General features: G+C 61.2%; 28 protein-coding genes. 20 read left to right on the forward strand and 8 right to left on the reverse strand.

Going from position 1 to position 23867, the window contains the following annotated elements; translation table 11 throughout:
- Positions 1-35: 35 nt before the first annotated feature.
- Positions 36-575, reverse strand: a complete 540-nt coding sequence (gene thpR, locus KD146_RS16615; protein WP_212659948.1) for an RNA 2',3'-cyclic phosphodiesterase — start codon at positions 573-575, stop codon at positions 36-38.
- 200 nt (positions 576-775) lie between these two features.
- Between thpR and KD146_RS16620 the strand changes: the two genes are divergently transcribed.
- Entirely contained in the window at positions 776-1546 is a 771-nt protein-coding gene (locus KD146_RS16620) for a Bax inhibitor-1/YccA family protein (protein WP_212659949.1), read from the forward strand.
- A 102-nt stretch (positions 1547-1648) separates the two neighbouring features.
- Positions 1649-2149 carry a GNAT family N-acetyltransferase gene (locus tag KD146_RS16625; RefSeq protein WP_212659950.1) on the forward strand — a complete coding sequence of 167 codons (501 nt, stop codon included), beginning with the start codon at positions 1649-1651 and terminating at the stop codon, positions 2147-2149.
- A gap of 22 nt (positions 2150-2171) precedes the next feature.
- Here the strand turns inward: KD146_RS16625 and KD146_RS16630 are convergent, their stop codons facing one another.
- The 4 genes from KD146_RS16630 to acnA form a co-directional block, all read right to left on the reverse strand.
- Positions 2172-2486: a GNAT family N-acetyltransferase gene (locus KD146_RS16630; RefSeq protein WP_212659951.1), complete on the reverse strand. Its 315-nt coding sequence runs from the start codon at positions 2484-2486 to the stop codon at positions 2172-2174.
- Positions 2487-2641: 155 nt separating this feature from the next.
- Entirely contained in the window at positions 2642-3031 is a 390-nt protein-coding gene (locus tag KD146_RS16635; RefSeq protein WP_212659952.1) for a DUF2794 domain-containing protein, read from the reverse strand.
- A gap of 292 nt (positions 3032-3323) precedes the next feature.
- Positions 3324-4058: a DUF1223 domain-containing protein gene (locus KD146_RS16640; protein ID WP_212659953.1), complete on the reverse strand. Its 735-nt coding sequence runs from the start codon at positions 4056-4058 to the stop codon at positions 3324-3326.
- Positions 4059-4192: 134 nt separating this feature from the next.
- Positions 4193-6865 carry an aconitate hydratase AcnA gene (gene acnA / locus KD146_RS16645; protein ID WP_212659954.1) on the reverse strand — a complete coding sequence of 891 codons (2673 nt, stop codon included), beginning with the start codon at positions 6863-6865 and terminating at the stop codon, positions 4193-4195.
- A 170-nt stretch (positions 6866-7035) separates the two neighbouring features.
- Here acnA and ccmA point away from each other — a divergent pair, with 170 nt between their 5' ends.
- The 6 genes from ccmA (at position 7036) to KD146_RS16675 (ending at position 10050) form a co-directional block, all read left to right on the forward strand.
- Positions 7036-7668 (forward strand): heme ABC exporter ATP-binding protein CcmA, encoded by a 633-nt coding sequence (gene ccmA, locus KD146_RS16650; RefSeq protein WP_249327934.1) that lies wholly within the window; start codon positions 7036-7038, stop codon positions 7666-7668.
- Complete coding sequence (gene ccmB / locus KD146_RS16655; protein WP_212659955.1) at positions 7665-8318, forward strand: heme exporter protein CcmB; 654 nt, start codon at positions 7665-7667, stop codon at positions 8316-8318. The genes ccmA and ccmB overlap by 4 nt, the downstream gene beginning before the upstream one ends.
- A 33-nt stretch (positions 8319-8351) precedes the next feature.
- Entirely contained in the window at positions 8352-9113 is a 762-nt protein-coding gene (locus tag KD146_RS16660; RefSeq protein ID WP_212659956.1) for a heme ABC transporter permease, read from the forward strand.
- Complete coding sequence (gene ccmD, locus KD146_RS16665) at positions 9110-9280, forward strand: heme exporter protein CcmD (RefSeq protein ID WP_249327935.1); 171 nt, start codon at positions 9110-9112, stop codon at positions 9278-9280. Before KD146_RS16660 ends, ccmD begins: the two co-directional genes overlap by 4 nt.
- A complete protein-coding gene (locus KD146_RS16670) occupies positions 9280-9825 on the forward strand; it encodes a DsbE family thiol:disulfide interchange protein (RefSeq protein WP_212659957.1) in 546 nt (181 codons plus the stop codon). Before ccmD ends, KD146_RS16670 begins: the two co-directional genes overlap by 1 nt.
- A gap of 72 nt (positions 9826-9897) precedes the next feature.
- A complete protein-coding gene (locus KD146_RS16675) occupies positions 9898-10050 on the forward strand; it encodes a Flp family type IVb pilin (RefSeq protein WP_212659958.1) in 153 nt (50 codons plus the stop codon).
- Positions 10051-10062: 12 nt separating this feature from the next.
- Here KD146_RS16675 and KD146_RS16680 read toward each other — a convergent pair whose 3' ends face one another.
- Positions 10063-10278, reverse strand: a complete 216-nt coding sequence (locus KD146_RS16680) for a DUF1674 domain-containing protein (RefSeq protein WP_212659959.1) — start codon at positions 10276-10278, stop codon at positions 10063-10065.
- A gap of 93 nt (positions 10279-10371) precedes the next feature.
- Here KD146_RS16680 and htpX point away from each other — a divergent pair, with 93 nt between their 5' ends.
- The 8 genes from htpX to KD146_RS16720 all read left to right on the forward strand — a co-directional run bounded on the left by htpX (position 10372) and on the right by KD146_RS16720 (position 19888).
- Entirely contained in the window at positions 10372-11349 is a 978-nt protein-coding gene (gene htpX, locus KD146_RS16685; RefSeq protein WP_212659960.1) for a zinc metalloprotease HtpX, read from the forward strand.
- 8 nt (positions 11350-11357) lie between these two features.
- Positions 11358-12665 carry an RsmB/NOP family class I SAM-dependent RNA methyltransferase gene (locus tag KD146_RS16690; RefSeq protein WP_212659961.1) on the forward strand — a complete coding sequence of 436 codons (1308 nt, stop codon included), beginning with the start codon at positions 11358-11360 and terminating at the stop codon, positions 12663-12665.
- A 100-nt stretch (positions 12666-12765) separates the two neighbouring features.
- Positions 12766-14364, forward strand: a complete 1599-nt coding sequence (locus tag KD146_RS16695) for a heparinase II/III family protein (RefSeq protein ID WP_212659962.1) — start codon at positions 12766-12768, stop codon at positions 14362-14364.
- A gap of 68 nt (positions 14365-14432) precedes the next feature.
- A complete protein-coding gene (gene purH / locus KD146_RS16700) occupies positions 14433-16019 on the forward strand; it encodes a bifunctional phosphoribosylaminoimidazolecarboxamide formyltransferase/IMP cyclohydrolase (protein WP_212659963.1) in 1587 nt (528 codons plus the stop codon).
- A gap of 112 nt (positions 16020-16131) precedes the next feature.
- A complete protein-coding gene (locus tag KD146_RS16705) occupies positions 16132-17487 on the forward strand; it encodes an oligosaccharide flippase family protein (RefSeq protein ID WP_212659964.1) in 1356 nt (451 codons plus the stop codon).
- Between the two features lie 89 nt (positions 17488-17576).
- Positions 17577-18983: a 3-isopropylmalate dehydratase large subunit gene (leuC, locus tag KD146_RS16710; RefSeq protein ID WP_212659965.1), complete on the forward strand. Its 1407-nt coding sequence runs from the start codon at positions 17577-17579 to the stop codon at positions 18981-18983.
- Positions 18974-19402, forward strand: coding sequence for a metallopeptidase family protein (locus KD146_RS16715; protein WP_212659966.1), 429 nt, complete (start codon positions 18974-18976; stop codon positions 19400-19402). Before leuC ends, KD146_RS16715 begins: the two co-directional genes overlap by 10 nt.
- Positions 19403-19582: 180 nt before the next feature.
- Positions 19583-19888 (forward strand): hypothetical protein, encoded by a 306-nt coding sequence (locus KD146_RS16720; protein WP_212659967.1) that lies wholly within the window; start codon positions 19583-19585, stop codon positions 19886-19888.
- A 63-nt stretch (positions 19889-19951) separates the two neighbouring features.
- Here the strand turns inward: KD146_RS16720 and KD146_RS16725 are convergent, their stop codons facing one another.
- Complete coding sequence (locus KD146_RS16725) at positions 19952-20254, reverse strand: hypothetical protein (RefSeq protein WP_212659968.1); 303 nt, start codon at positions 20252-20254, stop codon at positions 19952-19954.
- Between the two features lie 117 nt (positions 20255-20371).
- Here KD146_RS16725 and rimM point away from each other — a divergent pair, with 117 nt between their 5' ends.
- From rimM to KD146_RS16745, 4 genes are all read left to right on the forward strand, one after another.
- Positions 20372-20911 (forward strand): ribosome maturation factor RimM, encoded by a 540-nt coding sequence (rimM, locus tag KD146_RS16730; protein WP_212659969.1) that lies wholly within the window; start codon positions 20372-20374, stop codon positions 20909-20911.
- Positions 20908-21600: a tRNA (guanosine(37)-N1)-methyltransferase TrmD gene (gene trmD / locus KD146_RS16735; RefSeq protein WP_212659970.1), complete on the forward strand. Its 693-nt coding sequence runs from the start codon at positions 20908-20910 to the stop codon at positions 21598-21600. The genes rimM and trmD overlap by 4 nt, the downstream gene beginning before the upstream one ends.
- Positions 21601-21789: 189 nt before the next feature.
- Complete coding sequence (gene rplS, locus KD146_RS16740; protein ID WP_212659971.1) at positions 21790-22356, forward strand: 50S ribosomal protein L19; 567 nt, start codon at positions 21790-21792, stop codon at positions 22354-22356.
- A 189-nt stretch (positions 22357-22545) separates the two neighbouring features.
- Positions 22546-23358 (forward strand): exodeoxyribonuclease III, encoded by an 813-nt coding sequence (locus KD146_RS16745; protein WP_212659972.1) that lies wholly within the window; start codon positions 22546-22548, stop codon positions 23356-23358.
- 21 nt (positions 23359-23379) lie between these two features.
- Here the strand turns inward: KD146_RS16745 and KD146_RS16750 are convergent, their stop codons facing one another.
- On the reverse strand, positions 23380-23844 hold the full coding sequence (locus KD146_RS16750; protein WP_212659973.1) for a Crp/Fnr family transcriptional regulator: 465 nt from the start codon (positions 23842-23844) through the stop codon (positions 23380-23382).
- Positions 23845-23867: the final 23 nt, after the last annotated feature.

Genomic DNA, 23867 nt, shown 5'->3' on the forward strand with positions numbered 1-23867 from the left:
TAACATCTCGCTAACAGTGTCGTGAGCTTGATCGCTCAGGCCGCCAGTGGATAGCTCTGCTCGATCACATAGGGGCCGCCCCCCACCGAGTCCTTGCTCGAGAACAACACGAACCGCCCGACCCGGAACACCAATGGCTCGAACCGACCCGCCTCGGCCATGAAGCGGGCCACATCCATGGCGCTGGAGCCGCGCAAGCGGGCCAGCGACACATGCGGCACGAACTTGCGGCCCTCGGGCGCCAGCCCGGCCTTCTGCACCACGCGCTCCTGCGCTGCCTGCAGCCGGTTTAGCGCCTCGCTGGGCTCGATACCGGCATAAAGTGCGCGGGGCTTGTCGCCGCCAAAAATGCCCAGATGCGTCAGCCGGACATCAAATCGCATCGAGTTGGCCAGCCGGTCCAGGTTGTCGGCAACCTCATCGGCCGTCTGATGGTCGACGTCGCCGATGAACCTCAACGTAATGTGATAATTGTCCGTATCGATCCAGCGCGCGCCGGACAGGCCGCCCCGTTTCATCGAGAGCGCAAATCCCACATCTGCCGGGATTTCAAGGCCGGTGAAGAGCCGGGGCATGAGGCCCTCCTCTTATACTCAGGTCAGCACGATTCGTATCATGACCGTAGCATAGCCCGTGTGACCAGCCAGTCGAATCGTCGCAACCATGCCAGAACCCTTGTAAACCTCTGAACCCCCATCCATATTGATCACCAAGTGGCAAAAAACGCCCACCGGCGGTGAAAGAAACCGCTTCATCTGGGAAAGGAACCGAATAAATGGCTGAATATGACCGTCAGACCCTCGGTGCGCGGGCCGGCTCGGCCGCGGCCATCGACGAGGGCCTTCGCAGCTACATGCTGCGCGTTTACAATTACATGGGCATTGGCCTGGTGGTAACGGGCCTCGCGGCCTGGTTTGCCGCTACCGCTGCCGTCACCACCAATCCGGACGCTGCAGTGGGCCAGTTGGCCAATGGCACCATGGTTACCCAGTGGGGTTACCTGCTGTTCGCCAGCCCGCTGCAGTGGGTTGTCATGCTCGCGCCACTAGCATTCGTGCTGGTGCTCAGCTTTGGCATCAACAAGCTTTCGGTCCCTGCCGCACAAGGCACCTTCTGGGGCTTTGCCGCGATCATGGGCCTGTCGCTGTCCTCGATCTTCCTGGTTTATACCGACGCCTCGATCGCCAAGGTGTTCTTCATCACCGCCGCGACCTTCGGCACGATGAGCCTGTATGGCTACACCACCAAGCGTGACCTGACCCAGATGGGCAGCTTCCTGATGATGGGCCTGATCGGCCTGATCATCGCCTCGGTGGTCAACATCTTCATGCAGTCCACAATGCTCGAGTTTGCGATCTCGGCTGTTGGCGTGCTGATCTTTGTCGGTCTGACCGCCTATGACACCCAGAAGATCAAGGAAGAGTACTCCGAAAGCCACAGCACGGAAGTGCTGGCCAAGGGTGCCATCATGGGCGCGCTGCGCCTCTACCTCGACTTCATCAACCTGTTCCTGATGATGCTGCGCCTGTTCGGCAATCGCGAATAGCCAACAGCATCCTTGATTGACCAATCAAGGAATTTGGTTGGACGAGACTTCGGACCGCAGCCTACAAGGGCTGCGGTCTTTTCTTTTGCCTGAGTGCGCCCCGTGTCCGAGATTATCCTGCGCCCCTTTCAGTGGGCCGACGTTCCCGCCATCACCGCCATCTACAGGCACTATGTCGAGCATTCGGTGGCCACCTTTGACCTCGAAGCCCCGGGCGAGGACGTGCTGGGTGAAAAATTCGGCCACATGCTGGCCGCAGGGCACCCGGTGGTCATGGCTCAGGACGCCAGCGGCAAGCTGCTGGGCTACGCCTATGCATCGGTCTATCGCCCGCGCCCGGCCTATCGCTTCACCTGCGAGAACTCGGTCTATTGCGCCCCCGATGCCACCGGCAAGGGATTGGGCACCTTGCTGATGAACGAAATCATCACGCAGTCGCGCAGCTTTGGCTTCAAGCAGATGATTGCCGTGATCACAGCCGAAGGCACCGGCTCGATCAAGCTGCATGACAAACTCGGTTTCCGCCATATCGGTCGACACCAAGCGCTCGGCTACAAGTTCGACCGCTGGCTCGATATCGTCCACATGCAGCTCACGCTTTAGCGGATGAGTCTGTCCGCAAGGTTCAGCGCACGAGCCGTTTGCGCATCGGAAAACCGTTGACCACCCGGCCCGTGGCCTGTGGGCCCTCAGCGAGCCAACCCGCTTTCTCGTAGAAGCGCCGTGCCGTTTGCGTGGCTTCCAGACGACCTTCGTGAAAACCCAAAGTCACCAGCTCGGTTTCCAGCTGCGCAAGCAGGGCCTTGCTGATCCCCGCAAAGCGCGCCTCGGGCGCAACATAGTTCAGCGTGACTTCGCCACTTCGATTGACAGCACCCACGGCAACCACTGTGCCATCCCGTTCTGCGACGCGCAGCAAGACTTCTGTATTGCTCAACATGGCAGCGACCCCCGGCACACTCTTATTGCGCGTCCACGCTGCCAGACTGGTAGCATCATTGTTGTGGTCTGCGGCACATAGCTGGGTGATCGACGCAATCAGAACGCGACTGATTTGGGGGGTGTCCTTGGTCTCGGCCGGTCGGATCCGGACGCTCAACCCACGACCACAAGATCGGGATCCAGCACCCGCAGCACCAGCGCCAGATCGTGCCCGCGCTTGAGAATGCGGCCTTGCTGGTTGGTGACGGTGTACTGACCCTGCCTGTTGCGCATGCGCGGGGTTTTTTCGACGATAAACAGAGGGCGCTCGGACACGCGCGCATAGATCGAGAACACGGCACGTTCGCGCAGAAAGTCCATGGCATAGTCGCGCCACTCACCCTGCCCGACCTTGCGGCCATAGACCGACAGGATCAACGCCAGTTCCTTGCGGTCAAACGCGACGATGGCAGGGATCTTGCCGTTATTGGCAGTTGCAGCAGGCTCGCTGGAATGGACCAGCGAGAGCGATGCAGTCTTGTCGTTCGGTCTGCGGCTCTGCACCGGTCCGAATTCTCCCTGTCAACCAATTGTCATGATCGCGGCATTTGCACCGCGATGCAAGACCCCGCAAGGTTCGGCAGAAAACCCCAATCCGGTCACAATTTGTCCCTGAACCCGCCCGATTGAAGGATCAGCATTCAACCATTGCCTCCAGGGGCTGGCGCCCGGGCCGACTGAGCCCCCAAACCTTGAAGCCTGAGCGCCAGCCCACCCCAAATAGATTTGACCTGCCAATACTCACCCCGCCCTTTCCCCCAAGGGCGGGGTTTTCTGTTTGAAGTAGGTGTCTGGCCTAGCGCTCGAAGGCCGCCGCACCCAGAATAGGGCCGGGCAGGCCATCATTCTCCTGCTGCACGATCACCGCAATGCCGGTGCTCCTGTCGGCCAGAACTTCGGGAATGGGCAGCTTGAGATTGGCACCCGTGGCGCATTCCCACATCCCCAGAACCTGCCGGCCGGTCACCACCTGGGTATAGACCACCGATTTGCCGGCATTGTTGCCGCGCTCAATATCAACATCGGCCCGATCGACATAGGTCACCAGCCACACCACCGCATCCTTGAGCGACATATCGGCGGGGATGGCAATCTTGAGCATGTCACCATGCTCGGTGACAGTGATGGGTAGCGGCAGGCTGGCTCGATCAATCGCCCCATGCACTTCGCCGCGACGCGACCCGACGACACCCTTGGTGCCATTGACCACCATTTGCGGTGTGTAGATGCGCGAGGAACCCCAGCTTTCCGCATAGGCGCGCTGACGGTCAGAATACTCGGCCTGCCCGAAGGTGTCCTTCCAGCCCACATAGTCCCAATAGTCGACATGGTAGGCCAGCGCCACCACATCGGGTTGCTCGGCCAGGCTCGTCAGCAAGGCGTCAGCAGGCGGGCATGACGAGCACCCCTGGCTGGTGAACAGCTCCACCACCGCCTTGGGGTTCATACGCACTTCGGCACTGGCCGGCTGGACCAGGGCACACAGGATAACGCCACCCAGAAGGGCGGAAAGCCGACTGACAGATTTCATGGCGTTACTTGTAGGCCGCCCGCGCCATTCCCCGCCAGTCAAAAGAGGGTGAGACGGTTAAATCGGCCGGTGCCTCCAAACAAAAAATGGCGGCCCACCGGGGGCCGCCATCTCCATTCCAGAACCGGGCCCGCTTATGCGGCAACCAGGCTGCGCAGCACGTAATGCAGAATGCCACCGTTCTTGTAGTATTCCAGCTCATTGGCCGTATCGATGCGGCAGCGTGTTTCCACGCTGGTCACCGAGCCATCGGCCTTGGTGATCTTGACGGTCACCATGGCGCGTGGCGCGATTTCCGTCACGCCTTCGATATCGATCGTTTCGCTGCCATCAAGACCCAGGCTCTGCCAGCTTTCACCATCCTTGAACTGCAGCGGAATCACGCCCATGCCAACCAGATTGGAGCGGTGAATGCGCTCGAACGACTGGGCAATCACGGCGCGAACGCCCAGTAGATTGGTGCCCTTGGCGGCCCAGTCACGGCTCGAACCCGTGCCATATTCCTTGCCCGCAAACACCACCAGTGGCGTACCGGCGGCCTGATAGGCCATGGCCGCATCATAGATCGCCATCTGGCTGCCATCGGGGCCCTTGGTGTAACCACCTTCAACGCCATCCAGCATCTGGTTCTTGATGCGGATATTGGCAAAGGTGCCGCGCATCATCACTTCATGATTGCCGCGACGGGCGCCATAGGAGTTGAAGTCACGCGGCGCGACCTGATGGGATTCCAGGTACTTGCCCGCTGGCGTGGTCGACTTGAACGACCCCGCTGGCGAGATGTGGTCGGTGGTGATCGAATCCAGGAACAGCGCCAGAACCTTGGCCTTGGCGACATTGGTGATGGGCTTAGGCTCCATCGTCATGCCCTCAAAATAGGGAGGGTTCTGCACATAGGTCGAACCGGAGTTCCACTTATAGGTCTCGCCGCCATCGACGGCGATGCCCTGCCAGTTCTCGTCACCCTTGAACACGTCCGAATAACGGCCCTGGAACATCTCCTTGGTGACGTTCTCGCGCACGATCTCGGCGACCTCGTGATTGGAGGGCCAGATGTCCTTGAGATAGACCGGCTTGCCATCCTTGGAGGTGCCGATCGGATCCTTGGTGATGTCGATATTCATTGACCCGGCAATGGCATAGGCCACCACCAGCGGCGGCGAAGCGAGATAGTTCGCCTTCACGTCCGGGTTCACACGGCCTTCAAAGTTGCGGTTGCCAGAGAGTACCGAAGCGGCGACCAGATCGCCAGCCTGCACGGCCTTGGAGATCTCGACCGGCAGCGGACCCGAATTGCCGATACAGGTGGTGCAGCCATAGCCCACCAGATTGAAGCCGATGGCATCGAGATCTTCGCTCAGGCCAGCGCTGTCGAGATAGTCGGTCACCACCTGGCTGCCGGGGGCCAGCGAGGTCTTCACCCATGGCTTGGAGTCCAGACCCAGCGCACGGGCCTTGCGGGCCACCAGGCCAGCGGCCACCAGAACCGATGGGTTCGAGGTATTGGTGCAGGAGGTGATCGCCGCGATAACCACGTCACCATGGCCGATTTCGTAATCGGTGCCTTCAACGGCAATCTTGGGATTGTCGGTCTTGCCGAATTCCTTGGGCAGGCCTTCAGCGAATTTGGACTTGGCCTGATCGAGCGCAATACGATCCTGCGGGCGCTTTGGACCCGAGATCGATGGCACCACAGTGGTCAGATCAAGTTCGAGCGTGGAGGTGAACACCGGATCGGCCGAGCTGGTCTCGCGGAACATGCCCTGCGCCTTGGAATAGGCTTCCACCAGCGCCACGCGCTCGGGATCGCGACCCGAGGTGGTCAGATATTTCAGCGTGTCGTCATCGACCGGGAAGTAACCGCAGGTCGCGCCATATTCAGGCGCCATGTTGGCGATCGTGGCCTGATCTTCCAGGCTCAGATAATCAAGACCCGGGCCGTAGAATTCCACGAACTTGCCGACAACGCCCTTCTTGCGCAGCATTTCAGTGACGGTCAGCACCAGATCGGTGGCGGTGATGCCTTCATTGATCTTGCCGGTCAGCTTGAAGCCGACAACTTCGGGGATCATCATGGTGATCGGCTGGCCCAGCATGGCGGCTTCTGCCTCGATGCCACCAACGCCCCAGCCCAGAACCGCCAGACCATTGACCATGGTGGTGTGCGAATCCGTGCCCACCAGCGTGTCAGGATAGGCCACGGTCTCGCCGTTCTCATCCTTGGTCCACACGGTCTGGGCCAGATATTCCAGGTTCACCTGATGGCAGATGCCTGTGCCGGGAGGCACAACGCGGAAATTGTCAAAGGCCGACTGGCCCCAGCGCAGGAACTCATAGCGTTCGCCATTGCGCTCATATTCCAGCTCCACGTTCTGGCCAAATGCCAGCGCGGTGCCGAAATTGTCCACCATCACGGAATGGTCGATCACCAGATCAACCGGCACCAGTGGGTTGATCTTCTGCGGATCAGCGCCGAGCTTGGCTGTCGCGTCGCGCATGGCGGCCAGATCGACCACGGCAGGAACGCCGGTGAAATCCTGCATCAGCACGCGGGCTGGACGGTAGGAAATCTCATGCTCGGAGGTGCGCGTGGTCAACCAGGTGGCCACGGCCTCGATATCGGCCTTGGTCACGGTATTGTTGTCCTCGAACCGCAGCAGGTTTTCGAGCACCACTTTCATCGAATGCGGCAGGGCCGAAACGCCCGCCAGACCGTTCTTTTCGGCCTCCACGATCGAATAGTAAGTGTAGGTCTTGCCACCGACCACCAGGGTCGATTTGGACTTGAAGCTGTTTATCGAGGTCACGTTGTTCCGCCCGTCATCTGGTGTTGCGGCTGGCGCTCTGGTCTGGGAAAAACTCCCCGAAACCGTTCAACAGCGCCGCCTTTCCTGGAATGACTCCAATCTATAAGGGCTTATAGAGAAAGACGATTGGGCTTGCCAGCCCGACCTTTCGTTCAATACGAGAAGGGGTCATGACTGATCGGCAAGTCTATCCCCAGCTAACAATGCGCGCGACCGGCCTCAGCTGTGGTCGTGGCGGCCTGCTATTGAGCGAAAATATCAGTTTCTCGCTGACCAATGGTCGGGCCCTGTTGCTGCGCGGGCCCAATGGGACCGGCAAAACCACGCTACTGCTGACCCTGGCCGGCATTGTCGCCCCCATGGCCGGGCAGTTCGGGCCTCATGACAGCGCGCAGGACGCGCCTTTGCTGCACTATTGCGGCCATCGCAACGCCATCAAGCCGCGCCTGAGTGTCTTGGAAAACCTGCGTTTCTGGGCTGACATCAACGGCGCAACCGGCCTGTCTTGTGAAGCCGCGCTGGCTGAACTGGGCTTGGCGGGCCTTGAGGCGCTCGATGCGGGCTATCTTTCGGCAGGACAATCGCGCCGGCTGGCACTGGCCCGCCTGCTGGTCAGCCTGCGCCCGCTCTGGCTGCTGGACGAACCCACCGCCGCGCTGGACGATCAGGGTCACCAATTGGTCGCGCGTCTGCTGGCTGAACATCTGGCCATGGGCGGTCTGGCCATTGCCGCGACGCACGATCCGATTGTCCTGCCTGACCCTGGCGCACTGGGCACACTGCACCTGGAGCGCGCCCCATGAGCGCCTTTATGGCCATGCTGCTGCGCGAACTGCGCCTGGCCCTGCGCGGCAGTGGTGACGTGCTCACGCTGGTGCTGTTTTTCGTCATTGTGGGGGCCATTGTCCCCTTCGCCGTCGGTCCTGACCAGACCCTGCTGGCCAGCATCGCCCCCGGCATTGTCTGGATCTCGGCTTTCCTTGCAATGCTGTTGGGGCTCGAACGCCTGTTCCGACCCGATCACGAGGACGGCTCACTGATCCTGCTGCGACAGGCTGAATTGCCGCTCAGCGCTGCCATTGCCGCAAAGTTGATCGCGCACTGGCTGGTCACCGCTTTGCCCTTGCTGATCGCCAGCCCGATCCTGGCGCTGCTGCTGGCCATGGATCTGTCCACCTTCTGGCGCACCCTGCTCTCCCTGGCGCTGGGCACACCAGCATTGACCGCCTTTGGCGCCATTGGCGCGGCGGTCACCGTGCCGATCCGACGGGGTGGGCTGATCGCGCCCATCCTGATCGCCCCGCTCTCGGTGCCCGTCCTGATCTTTGGCGTCGGCGCCATCACCTCGCCCCAATCAAATGCGGCAACGCTGTTTCTTGCGGCATTGAGCCTCATGGCTGTGGCATTGGCTCCCTTTGTCGCCGCGCTTGCGATACGGTCCGCCGAAGACTAGAGCCCGAACCCAACACAGTTGCCAGATAATCCCATGACCCAAGACACGGCACCGCGGCAGAATTGGTGGCAACGGATCGCCCATCCCGGGCAGTTTGTCGCCTGGACCACGCCATTGCTCTGGCCGCTGACCGTCCTGACTGCTGCGCTCTTCGTGCTGGGCCTGTGGTTCGCCTTCTTCAATTCACCCCAAGACTATCAAATGGGCGACACCGTGCGCATCATGTATGTCCACGTGCCCAATGCCTGGCTGAGCCAGTTCGTCTACGCGATCATGACGGTTTCAGCGCTGGGAACACTGGTCTGGCGTCACCCACTGGCCGATGTCTCAATGAAAGCCGCAGCGCCGCTGGGCGCCATGTTCACGGCCCTGGCCCTGTTCACCGGCGCCCTGTGGGGCCGCCCAACCTGGGGCACGTTCTGGGAATGGGATGGTCGCATGACCTCCACCCTGGTGCTGCTCTTCATCTATCTGGGCATTATCGCGCTGTGGCGCGCCTTTGACGACCAGCTCCGGGCCGCCCGTGTTATCGCCGTCTTCACCCTGGTGGGCGCGATCAACATTCCCATCATCAAGTTCTCGGTGGATTGGTGGAGCACACTGCACCAGCCTGCCAGCGTATTTCGCGCCGACGGGCCGCGCATGCCGGGGTCCATTCTGACCCCGCTTTTTGTGATGTTCTTCGCGTTTACATTGCTGTTTCTGACACTGCACCTCAAAGCCATGCATACTGAAATCAAGCGCCGGCGGGTCATGACACTGCAGCGCAAGCTGGCACAAGGGGCCGCGCAATGATCGATCTCGGCCCGCATGCGGTTTTCATTATCTGGTGTTACCTCGGCGTCGCTCTGGCCGTGCTCGGGCTGATCGGCTGGACCCTGTTTGATGCCCGGCGCACCACACGGCAACTGGCCATGCTTGAAACACGCCATCCACGCCGCGCCACGGAGCCAGCCAAGTAATGCGTTATGTGTTGTTCGGACTGCCGCTGATCGCCCTGGTGGCACTGGTCGCCGTTTTCGCCTTTTCGATCAACCGCGACCCCAGCCTCGTCCGCTCGGTGCTGATCGACAAGCCCGCGCCCGTCTTTGCCATGGATGCGGTGCCCGAACTCGGGGTGCCCGGCTTTGCCACCGAAACGCTCAAGGGCGCGGTCACCGTCGTCAATGTTTTCGCCAGCTGGTGCATTCCCTGCCGCGACGAGCATCCACTGCTCATGACGCTCAAGGACATTTCAGACGTACGCCTGTTCGGCATCAACCAGAACGACGCGCCGGAAAATGCCCGCGCATTCCTTGCCGAACTGGGCAATCCCTATGATGCAGTCGGCGCCGATCGCAATCGTCGGGTATCGATCGATTGGGGGGTCTATGGTGTCCCTGAAACCTTCGTGGTCGATGCCAATGGCATCATCACCTTCAAGCATGTCGGCCCGCTCTCGCCCGATGCCTTTGAGAACGAACTCCTGCCCGCCATTGCTGCCGCACAAGCCAGAAGTGATCGCTGAATAACCCGTTCAGCTTCAGTTCAGCCGCCGACCGCCACATTGCCGGCATTGTTGTTGTGTTGAAAGCGTACCATGTTGACCGCGATCGAGAGATTTGCCCGTGACGAGGCTGGTGTTACCCCCGTCGAATATGGCCTGATCGCCGCCATTCTGGTGGTCTTTGCCACCGTGGCCGTGTCTGCTGCCGGCTATAATATCCACGACCTGATCAGCATCACCAACTAGCCGTCTTGCCAGCTAGAAATCGCTGGTCAGCCCCTTGATCTCCCAGTCACCATAGCGACCCGGCTCAAGCCCGCCGCGCCCGCCCAGTTCCTTTTGAGCAAACGCACCCTTGGCATCAATGGCCTGGCGGCGCGCTTGTGCTTCAGCCAATGCCCGTTGCGCCGCCGGGGTCAACGGCGGGCGCGGTGCTGCTTCGGTGATGTCATCTGGGCTATTGTCGTCGCTCATGGTCATATCCGCATTACGTTTTGGTCATGCGCTTGCATGCAACCTGTCCCGACCCAACATAATTGTTCAAGACCACGAACCCAAGGGCTCCTGATGTTCAATGCGTTACGGACCACGGTCCTGCTGGCCGCGCTGACCGCGCTGTTCATGACCGTTGGCTATTTTATCGGCGGCACCAGCGGCATGATGATCGCCTTCATCTTTGCCCTGGTTACCAATATTTTTGGCTATTGGAACTCTGACAAGCTGGTTCTGCGCATGCAAAATGCCGTTCCGGTCGAGCGCAGCCGCGTGCCTGAGCTCTACGACATGGTCGATGTGCTCTCGCGCAAGGCGGGCATTCCCACCCCCGCCGTCTATCTGATCCAGTCAGACCAGCCCAATGCCTTCGCGACGGGCCGCAATCCGCAAAACGCTGCCGTTGCGGTATCGGCCGGCCTGCTCAAGCATCTCGATACGCGCGAAGTCGCCGCCGTGGTCGCCCATGAGCTGGCCCACATTCGCAACCGCGATACCCTGACCATGACCATCACCGCGACCTTTGCCGGTGCCATTTCCGCACTGGCGCAGTTCGGCCTGTTCTTTGGTGGCGGCAATCGCGACAACCCCATGGGTGGCATTGGTCGCCTGCTGATGGTGTTTCTGGCCCCATTGGCCGCCATGCTGGTACAAATGGCCGTCAGCCGCACGCGCGAATATGAGGCCGATCGTATCGGCGCCGAGATCTCCAGCGACCCGTTGGCGCTGGCTTCAGCCCTGCACAAGATCGCCAGTCTGGCTGGTCGGCAGGTCAATGTCGCCGCCGAGCGCAATCCGGCCATGGCCCATATGTACATCATCAACCCGCTCTCGGGTCAGCGCATGGACAATCTGTTTTCGACCCATCCCGACACAGGCAATCGCATTCAAGCGCTGCGCAAGCTTGCAGCTTCAGGCTATGTGGACGATAAGAGCCCTAGGCCTCAGCCACGCCCAGCCCCGACCACCGGTCGGCACAGCGGCGGCGGCTGGCGCGTGCCAACCGTCGGACGAACCGACGAGGATGGCGGACAACGCGGTCCCTGGGGATAGAATCAAGCGTGGCGTACAAACCTGAACCGGCGGGGCTCAAGCTCCGCCTTATTGCCGCACAGCGGCTGAAGTCCGTTTTGGCGAGCGACAATTTCGTCCCGCTTGGGGCCACCGATCTCGCCGATGGGCGCGACCGTGCGCTGGCCAATCGGCTGATCACCACCGCCCTACGACGTCAGGGTCAGCTCAATTTCATCATTCATGCGCTGCTTGAAAAAGGCATGCCCGGCAAGTCAGGCACCTTCGAAGCCGTGCTGCGCCTGAGCCTGGCACAGTTGGTCTTCCTGCCCGATCTGGGAGCCCATAGCGCGCTGTTTCTGGCTGTTGAAGCCACCAAGCGCGACCCCAAGGCGCGCCATCTTTCTGGTTTGATGAATGCTGTGCTGCGCAACGCCCAGGCCAATTCGGCCAAGTTCGGCATGCTCAGCGACGATCTGCTCATCCCCGACACCTTTGGCGACACCTGGCTCACCGCCTACGGCGAAGAAGCCATCGATGCCTTTTCCGACGCCCTGCTGGCTGGCGCTGCGCTTGATCTGACCCTCAAGGATGACGATCAGGACCTGATCGATTCCCTGGGTGCCGAGCGTGTCATCGCGGACACGGTACGCATTGAAGAGCGCGATCGCCCTGTGGAGGCCCTGCCCGGCTTTGCCGAAGGCCGCTGGTGGGTGCAGGACGCAGCCTCTGCGATCCCCGCCCGTCTGCTGGGCCTGGAACCCGGCGCGCGTGTTCTGGACCTGTGCGCCGCCCCCGGCGGCAAGACTGCCCAGCTCATCAAGGCTGGCTATGAAGTGACAGCGCTTGATGCCGATGCCAAGCGCATGGAGCGTCTCAGCGAGAACCTGACACGCCTCAACTACACCGCCGAGACCGTTGTCGCCGACGCTGGAAAATTCGAGCCGCCATCGCCCTTCAAGGGCGTACTGCTGGACGCACCCTGCTCAGCCACCGGCACCTTCCGCCGTCACCCCGAGGTCATCTGGCATCGCTCCGTGGGCGACGTCGCCGGCCGCGTACGGCTGCAGCGGGCCCTGCTGACCAACGCCTTGCGCTGCCTTGATCGTGACGGAGTGCTCATCTATTGCGTGTGTTCGCTTGAACCAGCGGAAGGTGAAGAACAGGTTGATTGGGCCCTCCAATCGCTGCCTGGGCTGAAGCTTTTGCCAATCAAGCCCGAGGAAATGGTTGGCTTGGAGGCCGCCGTTTCCGCCAAGGGGCTGGTGCGGACCCATCCTGGCATGATGCCCGGGGGACGCGCAGGTGGCATGGATGGCTTCTTCGTGGCGCGCTTTGGCCGCAACGAGATAGGGTGATCGACTGGCGCTGAGGGGAAGGCGTCAAATTAGGAACTGATCATTGACGGGCAGACAAACAACGACGCAGGCCTCAGCCGCGGCGGACGCTAGCAGCACGATGCTGCCCAGGCTCGGCTATGCCGTGCGGCGCCTTGCCTATGGCTTGGCCGATACGTTTGTCACCCTGCCCATTCTGCGCTGGACCTGGCGCGGCCTGGCCGACGATGCGTTTTCTGGCGAACTGCACGAGTTCCGGCCCACCGATCGCGAGGCGGTGCGCGACATGATGGCGGGCCGCTATCTGCTGGCCAGCAAACTTATCGAGACCCATGGTGTGTCGCCCTTTGCGCTTGAAGTGGATCACACCGACTGGTGGTTCAACCTGCATGGCTTTGCCTGGCTGCGTCATTTCCGCGACGTGCGTGACCCCGGCGAGCGCAATTTTGCCCGCACGCTGGTGCTCGACTGGATCGGCCGCGAAGGCCGCTTCGAGCGGGACACCTGGGCGCTGGCGCTGACAGCGCAACGCGTGCTGAACTGGTTGCGCCACCTGCCCCTGCTGCTTGAGGGGGCCACCCCCGAGCAGGCCAAGACCATCCAGCGCGTGCTCGGGGCACAGATCCAGAGCCTCAAGCTGCGCGGCCGTCTTGCGGGTGAACCCGCCGATGCGCTGTTTGCCGCCATCGCCCTGCTGGGCGCCGAGTATTGCGAACAAGGCGACCAGACAGATGTCCCCGGCCGGGTTGAGCGGCTCAACCGCCTGCTGGCGCGCCAGCTCGACACCGACGGTTTGCACCGCTCCCGCAATACCAAGCTGCAATTGCAGCTGCTGGTGGAGCTGGTCAGCGTGCGTCGCATCGCCGCCCAGATCAAATCCGAGGCTGCCCACGAACTGGCTGCCCAGATCGATCGCATGCATGAGTGCCTGGACGCCCTGACCCTGTCGAGCGGCGAGCCGGTGTACTTCAATGGCGGCGGACACCTGCCGCACGATGTGCTGATTGCCATCCAGGCCAATGCGACCGGGCATCGTCGCCGCTCCATGCTGCTTGGGGGCTATGGCATTCTGCGCGCCGGCGACGCTGTGGTGATCGCCGATTCTGGCCGCACCCCGCCACCGGGCTATGCCGGCAATGCCCATGCCAGTGCGCTGGCGCTGGAATTCTCCCATGGCAGCGAGCTGATCCTGGGCAGCTGTGGGCCCGCCCCGGCTGACCTGCCTGCCAGCAAGGCGCTGTTCCGACAGGGTGTGGCCCATTCAGCACCAACCATTGACGCCGAGGACGCGGCCACCTCCCCCGCGCCGGCCATGACACTTGCGCCTGCCGACCAATTGCTCTCGATCACCACCGCTGGCTATGCCAAGCGGTTCGGCATTGATCTTGAGCGCCGCATTACCCTGCTGTCGGGCGGCACCACTCTGGTTGGACAGGACCGCATGATCGCCCATGGCAAACCTTCGGGTCTGCTGGCCGTGCGGTTTCATCTGGCACCCGGCGTGCAGATGGAGCGCAATCGCGATGAAGGTGTAGTGCGCCTGACACTGCCCAACGGCACCGTGTGGATCTTCCTGTGGGAAGGCGCGACCTTCCGCGATGAGGAAAGCGTGCGCCAGTCGGCCTATGTCGGCCTGCACAAAACCCGGCAATTGGTGCTCGAGGCAGATGTGGCTGCCGACCGCGAGATTGCCTGGATCTTTACGCTCGAGCAGCAATAGCCAGTTGGCCTGGGCCCGGCTTCGTGCTAGCGAGCGCGCGAATTCACCTCAAATAGGGCACACACCTCATGGGCAAGACGGTCAAGGTCGGGCGCGCACTGCTTTCGGTATTCGACAAATCTGACATGGCGGATTTCGCCAGCGGGCTGAGCGCTGCAGGTGTCGAGCTCGTCTCCACTGGCGGCACACACAAGCTGATCAAGGATGCCGGTCTGCCGGTGCGAGAAATCGCCGATCTCACCGGCTTTCCCGAGATGATGGACGGCCGGGTCAAGACCCTTCATCCCAAGGTGCATGGCGGCCTGCTGGCCGTGCGCGACAAACCCGATCATGCCGCCTCCATGGCCGAACACGATATCGGCGCCATCGATCTGGTGGCCGTGAACCTCTACCCCTTCGAAAAGACCGTCGCCTCGGGCGCCGGTTATGACGATATCATCGAAAATATCGACATTGGCGGCCCCGCAATGGTCCGCTCGGCCGCCAAGAACCACGCATTTGTCACCGTTGTGGTTGATCCTGCCGACTACCCCGCCATCCTGGCCGCCATCGCCGAAACCGGCGGCGTGCCCTTCGAAATGCGCCAAAAGCTCGCGGCCAAGGCCTATGCCCGCACCGCGGCCTATGACAGCGCCATTTCAACCTGGTTCGCCAAGACCATCGACTACCCTGAAATCCCCTATCGCAGCTTTGCTGGCACCCTGCGCGAGGTCATGCGTTACGGCGAAAACCCCCATCAGTGGGCCGGCTTTTATGCCAATGGCGAGGACCGCCCCGGTGTTGCCACCGCCACCCAGGTTCAGGGCAAGACCCTGAGCTACAACAATATCAACGACACGGACGCCGCCTTTGAGCTGGTCAGCGAGTTCGATGCCGCAGACGTCGCCGCCGTGGCCATCATCAAGCATGCCAATCCGTGCGGCGTCGGCATGGCCGAGGATTTGCTGACCGCCTACCACAACGCCTTGCGCACCGATCCGGTCTCGGCCTTCGGCGGCATTGTTGCGACCAATCGCGAGATTGATGCCGCCACAGCCACTGAGATCGTCAAGGTTTTCACCGAGGTGATCGTGGCCCCTTCGGCCACCCCCGAGGCGCAGGCCATTATTGCGGGCAAGAAGAATTTGCGTCTGCTGCTGACCGGCGGTCTGGCTGACGCCAAGGCCGATGGCCTGATGGTCAAATCCGTGGCGGGTGGTCTGCTGGTGCAGTCACGCGACAATCGCAACGTCGATGACTGCGACCTCAGGGTCGTGACCAAGAAGGCCCCCACAGAGCGCGAAATGGCCGATCTGCGCCTCGCCGCCAAGGTCGCCAAGCACGTCAAGTCCAACGCCATTGTCTACGTCAAGGACGGCGCGACCGTGGGCATCGGTGCGGGCCAGATGAGCCGCGTCGATTCAGCCCTGACGGCGCATCGTAAATCCATCGATGCAGCCAAGGCTGCCGGCATTGAAGGGGCCCTGACTGCAGGTTCGGTAGCGGCTTCGGACGCTTTCTTCCCCTTCGCTGATGGGCTTGAGGCGCTGGTCGCGGCAGGTGCCACCGCCGTTATCCAGCCCGGCGGTTCGATGCGCGACGATGAAGTCATCGCCGCTGCCGATGCCGCAGGGATCGCCATGGTCATGACCGGCATGCGCCATTTCCGGCACTGATCGGCAAACCTGACCAAACCGTAATCTTCAAATGGCGGTGCGGTAAGACCTTTTTGAGATTGCCCATCTAGGTTGCTTGGGTCGCGCACCTCGCGCGGCCCTGAGGCCTGCCATGCGATTGTCTATCCCCGCCGATCTGTCTGCTCTGCTCCACACCGGCATGTGGCGCTCCATCGGCTCGCTCGGCATCAAGGTCGCCACCGCTGGCCTGACCTATTTCACCTATGTGGTGCTCTCACGCACCATGACGGCCGATGAATACGGCCACTTTGCCTTCGGTCTGGCCCTGGCCACCGTGCTGGCCATTGCCGCGGGCGTGGGTCAGCCCACTGCAATTCTGCGCCTCTGGCCCCAGCTATCCGTTGCCGGCGACAAACTCGCCGCGCTCAAGGCCGCCCAGGCTGGATCGGTTCTGACCATTCTGGCGGGGCTGGTCATTGCCGTTACGCTGTGCCTGACAGTCTTCCTGTGGGTCTCGTTTTTCCCAACCACCGATACGGCAAACCATTTTTATGGCGCCGCCTTTCTCATCCTGCCCATGGCCTTGGCCGAGTACAATTCCTCGGCCTTGCGCGCCCAGGGCTCGCTGTGGAGCGCCTTGGTGCCGCGCGACATTCTCTGGCGCATTGCCCTGCCCGCCGCCGTGCTGGCCCTGTTCAGCCTTGGCATCGTGCTGAGCGGGCCCGATGCGCTGGTGCTGTCGGCAGCCCTGCTTTCGGGCATGCTGGTGCTGCAGTTCTGGAGCGCCATGCGGCGCGGCTATGTGCTCAACCCGGCGCGTGGCGTCAGCGCGCGATACTGGAAGCAGTGGGGCGGCATCAGCCGCTGGCTGTTGCTGGGCGCGCTGATCGAAACCGCGGCGCTCAATGCCGATGTCATTCTGGTTGGCCTGATGCTCAACCTCGAAAGCTCGGGGCTCTACTTCAACGCCTTCCGCACTGCCGGCCTGATGACGCTGTTCACCTTCGCCATCGAGCTGGTGATTGCCCCGATGATCGCGCAACACTTCCATGCCGGTGAAATGCGCAAGGCCCAGGCCATCACTGCCATGGGCTCAGCGGCTGGCTTTGTGTTTTCCCTGCTGGTCTTCACCGCCTTTTTCGGTTGGGGGGACTGGATCTTGAGCTTTTTCGGCCCCAGCTATGCTGAAGGCTGGCTTGTGCTGGTCCTGCTCTCGTTCGGTCTGCTGTTTGACGCTGCCACCGGCCCCTCCAAGATTGTCATGATGATGACTGGCCATGAGCGGGCCTACGCCATGATTTTCGGCGCCATCATGGGATTGGGCTTTCTGGTTCAGATCCTGATCATCCCCACCTATGGCATTGTGGGCGCGGCCACCGCCAATATGGGCGCGCGCATCATCGCGCAGCTGGCAATTGCCCTGTGGTGCCGTCAGCGCATTGGCCTGGACACCAGCCTGCTGGGTATTCTGGCCATCAGGACCGCAACCGACCGCGCCACGGACTAGCCGAACCGTACCGGCGAGTACGGTAATGCTTGACCCCTCTGCCCCAGCGGCTTAGAACCACTCCAAACTTTACCTGCCGGAATTTTGCCATGACCAAGGCTCGCACGCTCTACGACAAGATCTGGGATGACCATCTGGTCCAGAACAATGAGGACGGAACCTCCCTCCTCTATATCGACCGGCATCTGGTGCACGAAGTGACCAGCCCGCAGGCCTTTGAGGGGCTTCGCCTCAACAGCCGCAAGGTGCGCCACCCCGAGCGTACATTGGCCGTGGTGGATCACAACGTGCCCACCTCGGACCGCACACACGGCATCGACAATCCCGAATCCAAGCTGCAGGTCGACACGCTGGCCGAAAACGCCCGCGAGTTCGGCGTCGAGTATTTCAACGAGCTCGACAAGCGTCAGGGCATTGTCCACATCGTGGGTCCCGAACAGGGCTTTACCCTGCCCGGCATGACAATTGTATGCGGCGACAGCCATACCTCGACCCATGGCGCCTTTGGCGCGCTGGCGCACGGTATCGGCACTTCCGAAGTCGAGCACGTTCTGGCCACCCAGACGCTCATCCAGCAGAAGGCCAAGAACATGCTGGTGCGCGTGGATGGCAAGCTGCCCCCCCACGTCACTGCCAAGGACATCATCCTGGCCATCATCGGCGAGATCGGCACGGCTGGCGGCAATGGCCACGTCATTGAGTTCGCTGGCGAAGCCATTCAGGCCCTGTCCATGGAAGGCCGCATGACGGTCTGCAACATGACCATTGAAGGCGGCGCCCGCGCTGGCCTGATTGCCCCCGACCAGACCACGTTTGACTACGTCCAGGGCCGCAACCGCGCGCCAACGGGCAAGGCCTGGGACATGGCGCTGGACTATTGGAAGACGCTCTACACCGATGAAGGCGCTGTCTATGACAAGGTTGTAGTGCTTGACGCTGCCAACCTGCCGCCCATCGTATCCTGGGGTTCTTCGCCTGAAGACGTCATCGCGGTAACCGGCGCAGTGCCCAATCCCGATGACATCGCCGACGAAAACAAGCGGGCCTCCAAATGGCGCGCGCTGGAATATATGGGTCTCAAACCCGGCACCAAGATCACCGACATCACCGTTGACCGCGTCTTTGTTGGCTCGTGCACCAATGGTCGTATCGAAGATCTGCGCGCAGCAGCCAAGCTGCTCGAAGGCAAGACTGTTCACCCATCGGTCAGCGCCATGGTCGTGCCCGGCTCCGGTCTGGTCAAGGAACAGGCCGAGGCTGAAGGCCTCGACAAGATCTTCAAGGATGCCGGCTTTGACTGGCGCGAGCCCGGTTGCTCGATGTGCTTGGCCATGAACGACGACAAGCTCAAGCCGCAGGAACGCTGCGCCTCGACCTCGAACCGTAATTTCGAGGGTCGTCAGGGCTTTAAGGGGCGTACCCATCTGGTGTCCCCCACCATGGCGGTCGCCGCAGCGGTCACCGGTCACTTCGTCGACATCCGCGATTGGCAGTAAGCCACTCAGACTGGGCGGCGCGCCACGCGCCAACCCTGGACGACATTGAAGCTCTGGCGAGTCAGGCCTTGGCCGACTTGCCCGAGCCTTTCAGATCTCTGGCCGCCGATGTGACCTGCGCGGTCGCCGAATTTGCCCCGGACGACGTGCTGGCGGAGTTCGGCATGCAAAGCCCGTTCGAGCTGATGGGTCTGTTCACCGGCATCGGGCTGGCACAGGACGGGTCCACCCCACAGACCGGACAATTGCCCAATACTGTCTTCCTCTATCGTCGGGCTATTCTCGACTATTGGTCAGAGCATGACGACAATACCTTGGGAGAAGTCGTCACGCACGTGCTGATCCATGAGCTCGGACATCATTTCGGCTTTTCCGACGACGACATGGATGCTATCGAAGCGGCAGCCGACGCTCCCTGATCCGGCTAATTTTACTTCAATTTTATTTAGATTTCTCAGTCATGAGCCGCCAGTTGTTAAGGTAAACAACGGGTAAACATTGGGATTCCCCACAATATCACTATATCTGCCAGACAACGCCTGTCGGCCTCGCAAAAGGGGAAGTCGGGCGCGTATTTCAAATGTTGTGGGAAGCAGCCAATGACAACCCGAGCCAAGACCAATCTGAAGATCGTTCAGCCTGAAATTGAACAGATGGAAGCTATCATGCAGGAAGCGTCCAAGCAGACCGCGCCCATGGTGCAGCGTCTGGCCGCGCACCGCGACCGGATCGACATGGCCGTCAAGGAACTCGAAAGCGAGCGTTTTGAATTGCTGTCGCGTCGTGACCTTGTGCGCCGCCAGGCCGAAGCTGTTGAACAGGGCCTGACGATGCATATCGATGATATTGAAGCGACGATGCGCCTGTACGAAGCCGGCCTCAACTCACTCGCGACGCCTGAGTGAGCCGGGCGACCTACTGGAGGCGATGAACCGCCGAAATGCGAGCCTGCCTGCTAAAGCCTGATTTTATTTAGACTTTTCGACAAACTCGAATTCCGCTTCATTGCCTCCAGACGGATCGTCCGACACCCGCACGGCGAGATTGTTCGCATCGAGCGCGTCGAACCACTCGTCCCAGCTGACAAGCTGAAATCCACCAATCCGGTCCGGGCCCTCATTGCCGTCCGTATTGATCTCGTACTGGCCAAAGGTCAGCTGCAGCAACGTCCGGCTGCCACTGCCATCGGGCACCTCCATCAGCATCGGGTTGCCACCGCGCGCCGCGGCCCATTCGCGAATTTCATTGCGGTCCGTCAAAGTCTTGGCCATTGCGTACGCTCCTTGGTGTGTGCTGTTCCAACAATCGCTTTATCTGCCGTTGGTTCCGCGGCAATTCCCAATCCGGGCGTTGCCTGCTAAGAGCACCTTAGACCGCTCGGAGCTGCCATGACCACCCAGAACCCCAATCGTATCCTGCTCGGCCAGATCGGCGCCGCCCATGGCATCAAGGGCGCCGTCCGTATCGCCTCCCATACCCAGGATCCCACTGATATCGGCAGCTACGGGCCCCTTGAAACCGACCGCCCCGGGCTGACCATCACCATCTCCAAACTGCGTCTGCACAAGAATGTGGTCGTTGCTCACATCAAGGGCATCAATGACCGCAACACCGCCGAAACGCTTAATGGCGTTGGTCTTTACGTTGATCGCGCACGGCTGCCCGAGCCAGAAGATGACGAAGATTTCTACCACGCTGATCTGATCGGCCTTGAGGCCCGCATCGCCTCCGGCCAGATCATCGGACAGGTCTCCGCCATTCCCAATTTTGGCGCCGGCGACCTCATTGAAATACGCGACCCCAATAGCGGCGATACCTTCCTGTACCCCTTCACCAAGGCAGTGGTACCCACCATCCGCATTGCCGAAGGTTTTTTGGTCATCGAAGTGCCGCTTGACGCTGAAGAGGGCGGGGAAGAACCCGATTGAGTTTTTCAGCCTCCATCATCACGCTGTTTCCCGAGCTGTTTCCCGGCCCGCTGGGTGCATCGGTTCTGGGGCGGGGCCTGTCCGATGGGCTCTGGTCGCTTCAGGCCACCCAATTGCGTGACTTTGCCACCGATCGTCACCGCAGCGTCGACGCCACCCCTTCAGGTGGCGGCGCCGGCATGGTGCTCAAGCCCGATGTTTTGGCCAAGGCAATCGACACCGTGGCGCCTCAGGGCGATCCGCGTCCGCGCATCCTGATGTCCCCGCGTGGCAAGCCCCTTACCCAGAAGCGCGCGCGCGAACTGGCGCTTGGCCCTGGCGCAGTGATTGTCTGTGGTCGCTTTGAGGGCATCGACCAGCGCGTCATAGACGCCCGTGCGCTCGAGGAAATCTCCATCGGGGACTATGTGCTGGCAGGTGGCGAAGTAGCCGCCATGGTGCTGCTGGAGGCCGTTGTGCGGCTCATCCCCGGTGTGCTCGGCGGCGCTGACAGCCATGCCGATGAGAGCTTTGAGAACGGCCAACTCGAATACCCCCAATATACCCGTCCGCAGAGCTTTGAGGGCGTCGACATCCCGCCGGTGCTGACCTCGGGTGATCACGGCAAGATTGCCAAATGGCGCGCCGAACAAAGCCTGGAGTTGACCCGCGCGCGACGGCCAGACCTTCTGGACCCGCGCAAGTCATAAACCGCACACAAACTCTAGACTCTTGGCCGGTTTTCCCCTATAGCCGCGCCACTATCCGCGTGTCGGGCTAATCGGACCTGTCACGCACCAACAAAAAGACGACCAAACTCCGTTACCAACCAAGACCGGGCGATCGGGCTGCAAGGCTCGAATAAACGCTCCTTTGAAAAGATTCAGAACGGAATCACCATGTCCAGCATCATCGAACAGCTCGAAGCCGAGCAGATGGCAGCGGTCGCCGAAAAGCGCCAGCTTCCTGAATTCACCCACGGCGACACCGTCAAGGTGTGGGTCCGTATCACTGAAGGCGCCAAGGAGCGTCTGCAGGCCTATGAAGGCGTTGTCATCGCTTTCAACGGCGGCGGCCTGATGGAATCATTCACCGTGCGCAAGATTTCGTACGGCGAAGGCGTTGAGCGCGTATTCCCGCTCTACTCCCCCAACGTGGCTTCGGTTGAAGTTCTCAAGCGCGGTAAGGTTCGTCGCGCCAAGCTGTACTACCTGCGCGATCGTCGCGGTAAATCGGCTCGTATTTTCGAATCGACCAATTCGCGTACCAAGAAGATCCAGGATTCCGAGCGCACTGCAGCCGTTGCTGCCAAGGAAGCTCGTGAAGCCGAGAAGATCGCCGCTGCAGAGGCTTTTGCCGCTGAGCAGGCAGCCAAGGATGCCGAGGCCGCAGCAGCAGCTGCAGCCGCCGAGCAGGCCGCTGCTGCTGAAGCCGCGCCAGCCGACGCCGAGCCAAAGGCTGAATAGGCTTTTGCCGTCAGCCGCTCAGGCTTGAGCGAACAAATTTTGCAAAGCCCGGCCCCGCAAGGTGTCGGGCTTCTTGCTGGCGCACTGTCACCGATTCACGTGAAACGCTCTCGATAAGCCGCCAATTCCGGCTTTACCTCACTGCGCGCCTCCGCGATAAGAAGGCCCCGCTTGCGTCAAAGGCCCGTCATGTCCGTCTCCATCGTCACCTGGAACATCAATTCGGTTCGCTTGCGCCTGCCCATGGTGCTTGATTTCATCAACCAGTATCAGCCCGATGTGTTGATGCTGCAGGAAATCAAATGCACCAATGACCAGTTTCCTGCCAAGGCCTTCGCCGATGCCGGCTATCCCCATCAGGCTGTGCATGGACAGAAGGGCTATCATGGCGTCGCCACCATCTCTAAATTCCCGCTGACCAACGTCTCCAGCCGGGTTTTCTGCGAGATTGAGGAATCACGCCACGTCTCTGCCCGCCTCGATTTCGGTCGCGGCCCGCTCACCGTGCACAATTTCTATATTCCGGCCGGCGGTGACGAGCCCGATGTCGAGATCAACCCCAAGTTTAAGCACAAGATGGGGTTCCTCAGTGAACTGACCAGCTGGTTTCAGGAGCCTGACTTTTCACGCGGTCATCTGATCGCCGGTGATTTCAACATTGCCCCGCATGAGAACGACGTCTGGAGCCACAAACAGCTGCTCAAGGTTGTCAGCCACACCCCGCTTGAGACCGAAACGCTCGACGCCATTCTCAATGGCGGCCACGGCTGGACCGATCTGGTGCGCAAGCACCTGCCCCATGATCAAAAGCTGTATTCCTGGTGGAGCTATCGCGGCAAGGACTGGGAAGCCTCTGATCGCGGCCGTCGGCTCGACCATATCTGGTCAACCGGTGACGTTGCCGATCACTGCATCGGGGCCGAAATCATCAAGCCGGCGCGCGGCTGGACGGAAAAGCCCAGCGACCACGTACCGGTCATCGCCCGTTTCGCCGGGGTCTAGACAACGCGTTGATGTCTTAGATTAGTCCTGGCCTGCGCGCATGCGCCGGCCCAATGGCTCCAGCGCGCCCAGATAGCTGCCCAGATCGCGCTCGATCCGCGCCACCGCGCGTTGCGCCAGGTCCGGCGATTGCTGGACCAGCTTGAGAAAGGCCGTGCGCGGCACAAAAAGCGTCTCGCAATCGGTGACAGCGGTGAACGTGACGAGGCGCGGCTTGTCCAATATCAGCGCCATTGCCGATACCACACTGCCAGGTTCTGAGATCGCATAGGGCTTGTTGGCCCCCTTGCCTTCCGGCCTGGCCTTGAGCGTACCAGAGATCAGCACATGGGCGCCCAGCGGCGTATCGCCGGACTGGTAGATAACCGCATCGGGATCGTAGTGCCGACGTGTGCCCGCAAACGCCAACAAGCGGCGCTGCTCATCATCGCAAATATCGAAAAATTCGGCCTGCGCCAGCGCGGCGTCCGCCTCGTCCCTGATCATAAGCCCCAATCCGAATGCACTAC

Source organism: Devosia litorisediminis (genome assembly GCF_018334155.1).
GTDB classification, from domain to species: domain Bacteria; phylum Pseudomonadota; class Alphaproteobacteria; order Rhizobiales; family Devosiaceae; genus Devosia; species Devosia litorisediminis.

Bases quoted from the DNA above. Each gene is read 5' to 3' on its own strand.
- thpR (WP_212659948.1), bottom strand. From the start codon at position 575: ATGCCCCGGCTCTTCACCGGCCTTGAAATCCCGGCAGATGTGGGATTT.
- KD146_RS16620 (WP_212659949.1), top strand. From the start codon at position 776: ATGGCTGAATATGACCGTCAGACCCTCGGTGCGCGGGCCGGCTCGGCC.
- KD146_RS16630 (WP_212659951.1), bottom strand. From the start codon at position 2,486: ATGTTGAGCAATACAGAAGTCTTGCTGCGCGTCGCAGAACGGGATGGC.
- KD146_RS16640 (WP_212659953.1), bottom strand. From the start codon at position 4,058: ATGAAATCTGTCAGTCGGCTTTCCGCCCTTCTGGGTGGCGTTATCCTG.
- ccmA (WP_249327934.1), top strand. From the start codon at position 7,036: ATGACTGATCGGCAAGTCTATCCCCAGCTAACAATGCGCGCGACCGGC.
- ccmB (WP_212659955.1), top strand. From the start codon at position 7,665: ATGAGCGCCTTTATGGCCATGCTGCTGCGCGAACTGCGCCTGGCCCTG.
- KD146_RS16660 (WP_212659956.1), top strand. From the start codon at position 8,352: ATGACCCAAGACACGGCACCGCGGCAGAATTGGTGGCAACGGATCGCC.
- ccmD (WP_249327935.1), top strand. From the start codon at position 9,110: ATGATCGATCTCGGCCCGCATGCGGTTTTCATTATCTGGTGTTACCTC.
- KD146_RS16670 (WP_212659957.1), top strand. From the start codon at position 9,280: ATGCGTTATGTGTTGTTCGGACTGCCGCTGATCGCCCTGGTGGCACTG.
- KD146_RS16675 (WP_212659958.1), top strand. From the start codon at position 9,898: ATGTTGACCGCGATCGAGAGATTTGCCCGTGACGAGGCTGGTGTTACC.
- KD146_RS16680 (WP_212659959.1), bottom strand. From the start codon at position 10,278: ATGAGCGACGACAATAGCCCAGATGACATCACCGAAGCAGCACCGCGC.
- htpX (WP_212659960.1), top strand. From the start codon at position 10,372: ATGTTCAATGCGTTACGGACCACGGTCCTGCTGGCCGCGCTGACCGCG.
- KD146_RS16695 (WP_212659962.1), top strand. From the start codon at position 12,766: ATGCTGCCCAGGCTCGGCTATGCCGTGCGGCGCCTTGCCTATGGCTTG.
- purH (WP_212659963.1), top strand. From the start codon at position 14,433: ATGGGCAAGACGGTCAAGGTCGGGCGCGCACTGCTTTCGGTATTCGAC.
- KD146_RS16705 (WP_212659964.1), top strand. From the start codon at position 16,132: ATGCGATTGTCTATCCCCGCCGATCTGTCTGCTCTGCTCCACACCGGC.
- leuC (WP_212659965.1), top strand. From the start codon at position 17,577: ATGACCAAGGCTCGCACGCTCTACGACAAGATCTGGGATGACCATCTG.
- KD146_RS16720 (WP_212659967.1), top strand. From the start codon at position 19,583: ATGACAACCCGAGCCAAGACCAATCTGAAGATCGTTCAGCCTGAAATT.
- KD146_RS16725 (WP_212659968.1), bottom strand. From the start codon at position 20,254: ATGGCCAAGACTTTGACGGACCGCAATGAAATTCGCGAATGGGCCGCG.
- rimM (WP_212659969.1), top strand. From the start codon at position 20,372: ATGACCACCCAGAACCCCAATCGTATCCTGCTCGGCCAGATCGGCGCC.
- rplS (WP_212659971.1), top strand. From the start codon at position 21,790: ATGTCCAGCATCATCGAACAGCTCGAAGCCGAGCAGATGGCAGCGGTC.
- KD146_RS16745 (WP_212659972.1), top strand. From the start codon at position 22,546: ATGTCCGTCTCCATCGTCACCTGGAACATCAATTCGGTTCGCTTGCGC.
- KD146_RS16750 (WP_212659973.1), bottom strand. From the start codon at position 23,844: ATGATCAGGGACGAGGCGGACGCCGCGCTGGCGCAGGCCGAATTTTTC.